This window comes from Streptomyces sp. NPDC001156 (genome assembly GCF_053598275.1).
Genome location: NZ_JBSFJX010000243.1, coordinates 1 through 10,798, shown reverse-complemented (window position 1 = coordinate 10,798; position 10,798 = coordinate 1). Strand labels below are relative to the sequence as shown.

Annotated in this window: 11 protein-coding genes and 2 pseudogenes; 7 read left to right on the top strand and 6 right to left on the bottom strand. The window is 69.4% G+C overall.

The features are described from left to right. The 3 genes and pseudogenes from ACWDA7_RS45395 to ACWDA7_RS45385 form a co-directional block, all read left to right on the top strand. A pseudogene (locus ACWDA7_RS45395) lies at positions 1-174 on the top strand (oxidoreductase); the annotation flags it as partial. A gap of 359 nt (positions 175-533) precedes the next feature. After that, positions 534-1,544 (top strand): ISL3 family transposase, encoded by a 1,011-nt coding sequence (locus ACWDA7_RS45390; protein WP_450613091.1) that lies wholly within the window; start codon positions 534-536, stop codon positions 1,542-1,544. After that, on the top strand, positions 1,498-1,980 hold the full coding sequence (locus ACWDA7_RS45385) for a hypothetical protein (protein ID WP_450613087.1): 483 nt from the start codon (positions 1,498-1,500) through the stop codon (positions 1,978-1,980). Before ACWDA7_RS45390 ends, ACWDA7_RS45385 begins: the two co-directional genes overlap by 47 nt. 93 nt (positions 1,981-2,073) lie before the next feature. Here ACWDA7_RS45385 and ACWDA7_RS45380 read toward each other — a convergent pair whose 3' ends face one another. Further along, a complete protein-coding gene (locus ACWDA7_RS45380) occupies positions 2,074-2,667 on the bottom strand; it encodes a YdeI/OmpD-associated family protein (RefSeq protein ID WP_450613085.1) in 594 nt (197 codons plus the stop codon). A 415-nt stretch (positions 2,668-3,082) separates the two neighbouring features. Here ACWDA7_RS45380 and ACWDA7_RS45375 point away from each other — a divergent pair, with 415 nt between their 5' ends. Beyond that, positions 3,083-3,295: a hypothetical protein gene (locus ACWDA7_RS45375; protein ID WP_450613083.1), complete on the top strand. Its 213-nt coding sequence runs from the start codon at positions 3,083-3,085 to the stop codon at positions 3,293-3,295. 296 nt (positions 3,296-3,591) lie between these two features. Here the strand turns inward: ACWDA7_RS45375 and ACWDA7_RS45370 are convergent, their stop codons facing one another. The 5 genes from ACWDA7_RS45370 to ACWDA7_RS45350 all read right to left on the bottom strand — a co-directional run bounded on the left by ACWDA7_RS45370 (position 3,592) and on the right by ACWDA7_RS45350 (position 8,440). Further along, complete coding sequence (locus tag ACWDA7_RS45370; protein ID WP_450613081.1) at positions 3,592-4,440, bottom strand: polysaccharide deacetylase family protein; 849 nt, start codon at positions 4,438-4,440, stop codon at positions 3,592-3,594. A gap of 17 nt (positions 4,441-4,457) precedes the next feature. Then, the gene (speB, locus tag ACWDA7_RS45365; protein WP_450613079.1) at positions 4,458-5,432 is read right to left on the bottom strand and encodes an agmatinase; all 975 of its coding nucleotides are present in this window, start codon (positions 5,430-5,432) and stop codon (positions 4,458-4,460) included. Positions 5,433-5,496: 64 nt separating this feature from the next. Continuing rightward, entirely contained in the window at positions 5,497-6,267 is a 771-nt protein-coding gene (locus tag ACWDA7_RS45360; protein WP_450613077.1) for an SDR family NAD(P)-dependent oxidoreductase, read from the bottom strand. After that, positions 6,267-6,965 (bottom strand): SDR family NAD(P)-dependent oxidoreductase, encoded by a 699-nt coding sequence (locus ACWDA7_RS45355; protein WP_450613076.1) that lies wholly within the window; start codon positions 6,963-6,965, stop codon positions 6,267-6,269. Before ACWDA7_RS45355 ends, ACWDA7_RS45360 begins: the two co-directional genes overlap by 1 nt. Continuing rightward, positions 6,962-8,440: an APC family permease gene (locus ACWDA7_RS45350; RefSeq protein WP_450613074.1), complete on the bottom strand. Its 1,479-nt coding sequence runs from the start codon at positions 8,438-8,440 to the stop codon at positions 6,962-6,964. The genes ACWDA7_RS45355 and ACWDA7_RS45350 overlap by 4 nt, the downstream gene beginning before the upstream one ends. A gap of 136 nt (positions 8,441-8,576) precedes the next feature. On the opposite strand from ACWDA7_RS45350, the gene ACWDA7_RS45345 reads away from it, so the two are divergent. The 3 genes and pseudogenes from ACWDA7_RS45345 to ACWDA7_RS45335 all read left to right on the top strand — a co-directional run bounded on the left by ACWDA7_RS45345 (position 8,577) and on the right by ACWDA7_RS45335 (position 10,684). Then, positions 8,577-10,070, top strand: coding sequence for a PucR family transcriptional regulator (locus tag ACWDA7_RS45345; protein ID WP_450613072.1), 1,494 nt, complete (start codon positions 8,577-8,579; stop codon positions 10,068-10,070). Positions 10,071-10,236: 166 nt separating this feature from the next. Beyond that, positions 10,237-10,338, top strand: a pseudogene (locus ACWDA7_RS45340) (IS6 family transposase); the annotation flags it as partial. Beyond that, positions 10,325-10,684 (top strand): transposase, encoded by a 360-nt coding sequence (locus ACWDA7_RS45335; protein ID WP_450613089.1) that lies wholly within the window; start codon positions 10,325-10,327, stop codon positions 10,682-10,684. The pseudogene ACWDA7_RS45340 and the gene ACWDA7_RS45335, both read left to right, overlap by 14 nt. Positions 10,685-10,798: the final 114 nt, after the last annotated feature.

Below are 10,798 nucleotides of genomic sequence, written 5' to 3'. Positions count from 1 at the left end.
GTCACCGCCGACGACCGCGCCGTCCAGGCGGCCCTGACAGGACGGCTCGCCGCCGTCTACAAGGAACTGGTCTGCAAAGGCGCGGCCTGGGGCGTTGCCAACCCGATGCTCGGGATGCCGACCCGGCGCCGCCGCGTCGTACAGGAGCGGGCCCAGGCGGCCGCGGCCGTCTAGCGTCCTGAGTCGGGAATTCGGTTCAAATATCCGGCAAGGCGTTCGAGGATCTCGTCCGCGGTCTTCGTCCAGGCGAAGGGCTTCGCCTGGGCCGAGAGTAGTCGAGCACGTCATCGGTCATAACCGAGCATGGTAAAGGCCGGGGCTGACAGCGAGACGGCCCAGCCCAGACGGACCCTCGGCGTTGCCAAAACTCGGTTCTGGCACAGATCTTGGGGACTCGTCGCGGAGTGTCACCTCGGTGTTCGATTGTGAGAGGCGGCGTCGTGTGAAACCGCGTACGCCTTGCCGTCTGGCGTCTGGAAATCACGCTCCGCCAGGTCGTTGGTCGTCGCTGTCATGGTCAGCTGTGGGCCGTGATGGTGCTGGTCATGCTGACCAATGCAGCGTTCTGGGACTCGCTGGTGTTCGCCGGAATCGACGACCTGGATGTCGAGGCGGTGACGGCCGCGTTCGGCACGGTCGAGGTGGTGGCGAGAGGCCGTATGCCTGGGGCGGAGTGTCCGGACTGCGGCCGCTTCTCGGACCGGGTGCACGACCGATACCAGCGCGGGTTGAAGGATCTTCCGCATACTGAACAGGGTTTCGTGATCCGGTTGGTGGTCCGGCGTTTCATCTGCGGGGTGACGGACTGTCCGCATCGGACGTTTGCTGAGCCGTTCTCGCGTTTGGCTGCCCCGTACGCACGGTTCACCACTCGGCTCAACCATGCCCTGGAGCGGGTGGGGCTCGCGCTGGCCGGGCCGGCCGGCGCGCGGCTGGCCGCCCAGCTGGGCTTCGGCGCGGGAAGGATGACCTTGTTGCGCGGGGTCATGGCATTGCAGGATCCGCAGTTCAGCACGCCGCGTGTGCTGGGCGTGGACGACTTCGCGATTCGTCGTAGCCGGACCTACTCCACCGTTTTGACCTGCGTAGAAGGCCATGAGGTGGTCGATGTGCTTCCGACGCGTGACGCCGGGCCGCTGGCCGCGTGGCGGATCCGTCATCCCGGTGTAGAGATCGTCTGCCGGGACCGGGCGGGCGCCTATGCCGAGGGCGCCCGGCGCGGTGCCCCCGAGGCTCTGCAGGTCGCTGACCGGTTCCATCTGTGGCAGGGCTTCGGCCGGGCCGTGGAGACCTGCGTGGCCGCCCACCGCGACTGTCTGCGTAGCCCGTTGCCCAGCGGCACACTGCCGGAGACGACCCGCCCAGAGTCCGGCCGCAGGACGACTGCGAACCCCTCAGCCGACGGGCCGAGCCGCACACGCCCTGGTCCACGAGATGCTCGCCCAAGGCCACTCGCGCCGGGCGATCGGCCGGCACCTGGGCTGGGGCCTCAACACCGTGCTCCGATACGCGAACGCCGCACGCTGGCAGGACACCATCCGTGAGAACCAGCCCCGCCCCAGCACGCTGGACCCCTACAAGCCCTCCCTCGAACGCCGATTCGCCGAGGAGTGCACCAGCGTCACCCACCTCCACCGTGAGCTCCCCGCCGACAACGCGCCCGTCACCTACCAGATGGTTCGTGCCCACATCGCCGCCCTACGCACGGCTGCGGCCGGAGCGCTCCCCCCGCCGACGGTGCGCCAGGTGACCGGCTGGCTCACCCCTCACCCCACGGCCCTGGCCGAGGAGGACGGCGCCGCTCAGAAGGACGTCCTGGCCCGCTGCCCCGAACTGGACATGGCCGCCGGGCATGTCCGCGACTTCGGACAGATCCTCACCGGCCGCCTCGGCGCCACGCTCCCTGCCTGGATCGACGCGGTCGATGCCAGCCAACTGGGGTCTTCAATCCTGAGCGGTGCGCCTGCTCAGGGCCTCTGACGTTTCGTTACGCTCAGCGAGGGCGCCTGATGGCTGGGGCCGCAGGCGCGGCGGGGCCCCAGGCCACCACACGGCCACGGTCCCTCTCCGTGACTACGGATACAGCTTCTCGCCCTTCGCTAGCATCGCTACGTACTTCTCGATCCGGTGCGCCCGGGTCTCGGCCTTCTTGGCGTCTTGGACCCGGTACAGGATCGCGTAGCGGTTCTGCCGGTCCAGTGTCTCGAAGAACTCCGCGGCGGCCGGGTCGGCGGCCAGGGCCACCGCAAGGTCGTCCGGCACCGTGGCGGTCTTCGCGCCGTCGTAGGCCGCCTCCCAGCGGCCGTCCGCCTTGGCGCGGTCGACCTCTGCCTGCCCCGGCGGATGCATCCGGCCCTGCTCGATCAGGGCGGCCGCCTTGTCCCGGTTGACCTTGGACCACTTGCTGCGCGGCTTGCGCGGGGTGAACCGCTGGAGCCACCACTGGTCGTCGAACTTGGCCTTCTGGCCGTCGATCCAGCCGTAGCAGAGTGCCACGTCGAGCGCCTGGGCGTAGTCCAGCGCGACGATTCCGGGGCCCTTCTTGCGAAGCTTGAGCCAGATGCCGGACGAGACGGCGTGGTTCTCGCCGAGCCATGCCTGGAATGCCTCGGCGGATTCGAATGCGACGATCTCCAAGTCCTGAGTCACCCCAGCAGCGAACCACACCCGGCCGATTGTCGTGACGCATTCGGGCTACGGCAGCCCGGGCGCATAAATTTGACGCCACGACAGAGGCGACGCGCCGCCAAAAAGAAGAGGTCAGGGAAAGCCTGACGGGCCGTCTCGGGACTGTATGAGGTCAGCCGATGCTGACCAACGATGCAACGACCCTCCCGCTCGTAGTTCGCATCCAGGGGTCGTGGAACGGTCCCTGGGCCGTGCCACGCTCGTGCGAGATCGGACGGGGACTCACGGGGAACGGAGGTTCACCGAGGTATGTTCCGCTGGCCTCTGCCAAGCTAGGGAATCTGCAGGTCACACCCGTGATCGCGCAAACTCGCTCCTAAAGCGGTGCGAAGCTGACAGACCTGGGGCTCGTAGGGCGCAACGCTCAATACCTGCGGACTGGCGACCCAGCGGGGTGGAAACGCAGCGGGGAGCCGCGAACTCCAACCAGGCCATGCACACCCGGGACTTCGCGCAGCCTCTCGGGCTCCCCACCTGGGGACGCCCACTCAGCAGCCTCACCGCGCAACTCTGCTACTGGGTCCGCAACGGCCGACTCATCCGCACCGCGCCGAACACCTACAAGATCACTCTCCCTGATGCGTTGACACCGCCGCTGGGCTCTTAACTTCGTGGCATTGGTCGAGCATCACGCGGTGGCAGTAGCCCTCCGGCTGCCCTCCGGAGTTGGACGAGACGGGGACCGTCACGCAAGACTGGAACAACAGGGCCTCCTGGCACTCGAGTGGTCGCAAACCCGAGCTACCAAGGGGCCCTGTATTCAATGCATCCACCCGGCCGAGATCACCCGCCCAAGGGCCGTGTTCGATCAACCGTCCTCGTGATCGATAGGGATACGGCTTCTCAAGACATGGGTGGCAGCCGGGCCGCTCCGCCTGCCACCGACTGTCGAGCTTGGAGTGCTCAGGTTTCCGGCATGTCGATCGAGCGGGGTGGCAGGCTGAGGGTGCGGACGTGGCGTGCGATGTCCTCCAGGGAAGCGACCCACACGTCTGTGCAGGCGGTCACATGGGCCATGAGCTGGTCGAGCTGGTGGGCGCGTGATGTGCGCCCGGACAGGAACGGGTGGTTGGTCAGGACCCAGCATCCGCCCGCGGCGCGCAGGCCCTCGAACTCGCTCTGCCACAGCTCCCGCACCGCGGTGGGGGTCTGGATGATGCCGCTGCCGCTGATGTCGGGCAGGTAGCAGTACTGCTCCCAGTCGTCGAGGGCCCAGTGGATGGGGATCTCGACGATGGAGCGGGCCGCGCCCGGTGTGATGGCCAGTTCGTAGGGGACATCGGCGTCCATGAGGCTGGAGTCGTAGAGGAATCCGCGTTCGGCCAGGAGCGAGGGGCTGCGCCAGGACAGGTCCCACATGGGGGCGCGGTATCCCACGGGGCGTATCCCGGCTACCTCCTCCAGGGCGGCCAGGCCGCGGTCGAGGTTCGCTGCCTCTTCGGCGGCGTCGACGGCAGTGGGCTGCTCGTGCAGGTATCCGTGATGAGCGACCTCGTGCCCGGCTGCGACGATGTCGCGCACGACGTGGGGGTAGCGGTGGGCGGTGTAGCCCGGGACGAAGAACGTCGACTGGATGGCGTGCCGGTCCAGCAGGCGCAGCAGCCGCGGCACGCCGACCAGCGGACCGTACGCCTGGTGGCTCATGACGCTCATGCGGTGGGCGTTGTGGGGGGCTTGCCACAGGACCGCCGACTCGGCGTCGACGTCGAACGTGAACGCGGCTGCTGCCTGCTTGCCGTCTGGCCACGCCACGGGCCCGGCGGGGACGCTCACTGCCGCTTGCCTGTCGCCATGATGGTCACCAGTTCGTAGGCGAGGTTCGCGGCCGCGACGGCGGTGATCTCGGCGTGGTCGTAGGCGGGGGCGACTTCGACGATGTCGGCGCCCACGATACGCAGGGCGCTCATGCCACGCAGGACCGCCAGGAGTTCGCGGCTGGTCATGCCCCCGGCTTCGGGGGTTCCGGTCGCGGGGGCGAAGGCGGGATCGAGGACGTCGATGTCGATCGAGACGTACACGGGTGTGTCGCCTACGCGGTCCAGGATGCGGTCGAGGACGCCGTCGGCGCCGATCCGGTCGATGTCGCGGCAGTGCACGATCGTGAAGCCGAGGTCGGCGTCGTCGAGGAGGTCTTGGCGGTCGTAGAGGGATCCGCGGATGCCGACGTGGGCCGAGCGGCCCTTGACGATGAGCCCGTCGTTCGAGGCGATGCGGAACGGGGTTCCGTGGGTGCACGGTTCGCCGAAGTACTCGCCCCAGGTGTCCAGGTGGGCGTCGAAGTGCACCAGGGCCACCGGCCCGTGGACGGCGTGCACGGCACGCAAAGCCGGCAGGGCCACGGTGTGGTCGCCGCCCAGGCTCAGCACGGGGCGCCCCTGGCCGATCAGTTCCCGCAGCCCGTGCTCGACCTGGCCGAGTGCCTCGGTGATGTTGAAGGGGCTGCAGGAGATGTCGCCGGCGTCGACGACCTGGGCGTCGCGGAACGGCTCCGCGTCCAGCGCCGGGTTGTAGGGACGCAGCAGCCTGGATGCCTGCCGGATGGAGGACGGCCCGAACCGGGCGCCGGGGCGGTAGGTGACGCCGGTGTCGAACGGGATGCCGACCACGGACACGTCGAAGTCGGCGACGTCCTGGGCGCGGGGAAGGCGGGCGAAGGTGGTGAAGCCCGCATAGCGGGGCACCTTGGTGCCGTCCACCTGGCCGACCACGCCGTTGTCGTGGCGGATGTGGCCTTGGTCTGTCACGTGGTGTCTCCTTGCTGCTGGGTCGTTGCGCTGGCCTGCCCTGGCCGCGGGTGTGCGTGGGGTGTCAGGCCCGGCACCGGGTCGCGCCGCCGTTGATCTGCAGGGTCTGGCCGATGAGCGCGCCGAAGTCCGGTGCGGTGAGCAGGCTGACGGCTTCAGCGATGTCGTGCGGGCTGCCGATGCGCCCGAGAGGGATGTCGCGGGCGTACTCGGCGTGCATGTCGGCGAGGGTGACGCCGGCGTCGGCGGCGTCGACCTCGAGCTGCGGGGTGTCGATGACGCCCGGAGCGATGGCGTTGACGATGATCCCCTCGGGGGCCAGTTCGCGCCCCAGCGATTTGGTCAGGGCGATCAGTCCGGCCTTCGACGCTGCGTAGGCGCTGGCGCGGGGCCAGCCGGTGACGCCCCACTCCGAGGAGATGATGACGATGCGCCCGCCACCGAGTCGGCGCATCCCGGGCAGGACGGCCTGCACCAGGTCGAACGCGCCGGTCAGGTTGGTGTCGACGACGCGCCACCAGTCGTCCTCGTCGTGGTCGAGGAAGGATCCCATGGTCATGTAGGCGGCGTTGCACACGAGCACCGAGATAGGGCCGCGTTCCTGCTCGATGGCCGCGACGGCCGCGTGGATCTGCTCGGTGCACGACACGTCGGCGGGTGCGGGGAAGCCGCCGGTCAAGGCGGCCACCTCGGCCATGTCGGCGCTGTTCTCGCGGGCGTTGACGCCCACCTGGGCGCCGTCTTGTGCCAGACGCAGGGCCACGGCGCGGCCGATGCCCTGGGTTGCGCCGGTCACCAGTGCCACCCGGCCGGGGTGGGGCGGACGAGTCGTCATCAGATCACCGTTCCGCAGTTGGGGGAGATGACCTCGCCGGTGCAGAAGTCCAGGTCGAGGACGAGGCGGACGGCGGCGGCGATCTCGTCGGGCCGCGCCAGCCGCCGGTTGGGCACGGTCTGCAGGTACTGCGGGTCACGCCAAGGGGAATTGGCTGCCAGCAGCGGTGTGTCGGTGGGCCCGGGGGCCACGGCGTTGACGCGGATCCCCTGCGGGGCGTATTCCGCGGCCAGGGTGCGAACGAGGCCGATGATCGCGCCTTTAGCCGCCGCGTAGTGGGCTTCGCGGTCACCGCCGGCGATGGCCAGTTCCGAGGTGACGGCCACGATGCTGCCGCTGCTTTGCTCCAGCATCCCGGGGAGGACGGCGTGCGCGGTGTTGCGCAGCCCGCCGAGGTGCACGCGCAGCATCCGCCGCCACGCCTGGGGGGTGATGTCCCCCAGCGGTGTCGACTCGTAGTGCCCGGCCGCGGTGACCGCCGCGTGGATCGGCCCGAGGTCCTTGTGTGCCTGGTGGACGGCTTGCGCGGTGGAGGCGGCGTCGGAGACGTCGGCGGTCAGCGCGAGGTCGACGTCGGCGGCGGGGTGGAGGTCCAGGCCCACCACGGTCCACCCGGCCTGGGACAGTGCGCAGGCGACGGCCGCGCCGATGCCGGAGGCCGCCCCGGTGATCAGTGCCGTCCTGGATGCGGTGCTCACTGGGCGCCTCCCGCCTGCTCGCCGTTTGCGGACTGCGCGGCCAGGCGCTCCCCGATCGGGGCGGCGATGCGCGAGCGCACCTTCAGGTACACGCCGGCTCCGATGATCCCGAGCACGACCGTGGCCAGCAGCATGCTCCAGTTCACGTACCAGGGGGTGGCCGGCATGGTCCGCGGCCACACCACGTTGACGGTCTCGAAGATGATCCAGACCGAGGCCAGGTAGGTGACCGGGGCGCCCCATCGGCCGAGGGTGAAGGGCCCGGGAACCCAACGGCCGCGCAGGCGGGCGAGGGCGGCTCCGATGACCGGAAGCCCGAAGGCGACGTAGAAGCCGACGACGGTGGTGTTCACGAGCACGCTGTAGAACTCGGATCCGCCGAGGAAGACCAGGGCCGCGGCCACCACGCCGGTCAGGCCGATGGCGTACACCGGGAGCCGCTCTCGGCCGGCCAGCCGGGTCAGGACGCCGGAGCCCGGCAGGCCGCGGTCGCGGGCTGCGCCCCAGATGCAGCGGGACACCGCGGCCTGCACGGCCAGGAAGCTGGACAGGAACCCGATCACGAACATCACCAGCAAAGGCTTGGCGACGCCCGCACCGAGGTGGGCGGTCAGGGTGTCCGACACCGGGTCGCCGGTCTGGGAAGCCAGGACCTGGCTCAGGTGCGGGATCGCCAGGATCAACGCCAGGCTGGAGTACATGACGATCAGAGCCACGAGCAGCAGGCCCAGGATGATCGCCTTCGGCACGTTGCGCTCGGGCTGCTCGACCTCCTCGGCGATCGAGCCGGCGGCCTCGAAGCCCAGGAAGGAGAAGCCGACGAAAGCCACGGCCGTGAGCATGGGGCCCGAGTTCATGCCGCCCAGGTTTACGCCGTGGAACATGACGCTGAACGGATTCTCCCGGTAGAACAACAGCAGGACGGTGCCCAGCCCGACCGAGGCGATGATCTCGCAGACGATGCTCGCCACCACGAGGATCTTCAGCACCCTGCGGCCGATCATGTTCGCGAAGCTGCCGAGGGCGATGATCGCGACCGCCAGTACCGCCGTCAGCATGCGGCTCGGCTGGGAGACGCCCACGACCTCCAGCACGAAGCCGGCCGCCGCGTAGGCGAGCGTGGACAGGGCGACGGTTAGCCCCCACATGTAGGCCCAGCCGGTGGCCCAACCCCAGGTCGTTCCCCGGACGTGCCGCGCCCACTGGTAGACGCTTCCCGCGAACGGCCACCGCGAGGACAGCTCGCCGAAGACGCCGGCCACCAGCAGCTGGCCGACCAGCACGACGGGGAAGGCCCAGAAAAAGCCCGGCCCGGCCGCGAACAGGCCCAGCGTGAAGATCCCGTACAGGCCGACGATCGGCGAGACGTCTGCGAACGCCAAGGACAGGGCGGAGCGCAGGGTGAAGCCTCGATGGAGCCGTGCGGTTTCAGCGGGTTGGCTTTCGCGCTGGGAAACCTGCGAGGTCAGGTTCATCCGTGGCTCCTTTGCGGCACGGTGCGGACGTTGCCAAGGAGCATCGCCCGCACCCTCGGGATAGGAAATACTTGATTCGTATAAAACGATCTTCCTAAACTAGATGGATCGTCGGAGGCATGGAAGCGAGGGCGCGATGCAGGTATCGGATCTGGTCGACATGCCCCATCTACGCCTCACCGTGGTGGCGGGCGCCGCCGGGCTCACCAACGACATCGCCTGGGCCCACTCGTCCGACCTCGACACCCCCTGGCAGTGGATGACCGGCGGGGAACTCCTCCTCAAGAACGGCCGGACCCTGCCGCGCGCCGCTGCCAAACAGGCCGACTTCCTCCACCGGCTGGGCGACCTCGGCGCCAGCGGCCTGGTCATCGGCATGGACGACCACACACCACCCCTCACCCCCGCCGCACGCCAGGCCGCCGACCAGCTGCAACTCCCCGTCGTCCAGGCGCCCTACTCAGTCAGCTTCACCGCGCTCACCCGCGCCGTCGCCGACGCGCACTCCCAGCACGAGGCCCGCCGCACCCTACTCACGCAACGCATCTACAGCGCCGTACGGCACACGGTCACCCAACCCACCAAGACCAACGCCCTGCGCGAACTGGCCCGGGACTTCGGCTGCCGACTCGCCCTCGTCGACACGGAAACCGGCCGCGAGGCCCTGTCCCACAACCCCCCATCCCCCACCGACCTCGTTGGCGCCCTACTCACCGAGACAGCCCGCCATCACGGCACCCTCCCGGGCGTCGTCCACCTGCGCGGCACCCAGCACCAGGGCATCGCCGTCGAAGTGCCCTACGAAGAACCCACCGTCCTCATCGCCTTCGACTTCCACGCACCCATCCCCGACACCGCACTGCTGCAGCACGCCGCCACCGCCGCCGCCGTCCTCCTCTCCCACCGAGCCGTCCAGCACGAACACGACCGCCGGCTCGGCGCCGAACTCCTCTCCCAGCTCATCGACGCCCGCCTGAGCGACCACGAAGCCGCCCAGGGACTCGCCGGGCACGGCCTGACCCCCGACCGCTGCGCCCTGATCGCCGCCACCGGCGGCGATGAAACCGACGAACGCCGGCTGCACCTGGCCCTCACCCGCCGCGACATCCCCCACCTGCTGCTCCGCCGGGACAACGTCCTCTACCTGGCACTCGAGCCGTCCGACCAGGCCCTGGACCTGCTTCGCCGCCGTCTGGGGGCCCTCGCCCCAATGGGCCTCAGCAACCCCCTGGGCACGGCAGACCGCGCCGCTGCCGCCCGCCGCGAAGCGGCCTGGGCGCTGCGCACGGCCGCCCCCGGCCAAATCGCCATCTACGCCGACGTCACCGTCCTGTCGGCGCTCCTGCACGACCCCGGCCAGACCCAGACGATCGTGGACCGCGTCCTGGGCCCCCTGCTCCAACACGAGGCCCAGCACACCCCCGGCCTGCTGCACACGCTGGAGACGTTCCTCGCCTGCCGACGCTCCTGGGAGACGACATCCAAAGCGCTCGGCGTCCACCGGCAGACCGTGGTCTACCGGATCCGCCGCATCGAGGAGATCACCGGCCGCAACCTCTCCGAGACGGCCGACATCGCCGAACTGTGGCTCGCGCTGCGTGCGAAGGAACTCGCCGCAGGCACCGACTGACGGGTGCCATCCCAGGAACGGGGCAAGCTGGGCACGCCGTCCTCGGGACCGGATCGCCGCAGGGAGCCCGGCCTCGGGCCCAGAAGCAACCGTGTAACCGCGTGCGGCCCACGGGGTCCCGACCAAGCGCGTGACGAAGCAGCAGCGGGTGCCCAGGGGCATGATCACCCACAAGCTCCGCTCCTACGGCACCGCCCACCGGGAGCTGATGTCCTCGGTCGAACACCGCTCCCACAAAGGCCTGAACAACCGGGCTGAGAACAGCCACCCTTCTGCCTCCCGCCACGCTTGATACCGCCGCTGGGCGCTTAACTTCGTGGCATTGGATGCTGGATGCAGTGCGCTATGCGGTCGACAACGGCGTCAAGTGGGCCAACCTGCCGGCGGATTTTCCGCCGTACTGGCGTGTGCACGCCTTCGCCCGCCGTTGGCAGGTGACGGGCCTGCTCGCCGAGTTCCACCACCTGCTGCGCGACCGCGTGCGGGAAAAGGAGGGTCGCATGGCGGACCCGACGGCCGCGATCGTGGACTCCCAGTCGGTGCGGGCAGCGGCAACCCCCTACCGGGATAGTCCACGACAGCCGTACAGCACGGAAACCGTTCCTAGTCAGTGAACAGGAGTGAGTCTTGTATCCAATCCTGGTCAACTGGCGCATCCCGAACGGTGGTGGATGCACTGGTCTCCCGCGTTCGCGCCGCGTCCGGCGACACGGATCGTGTCCGTGGTC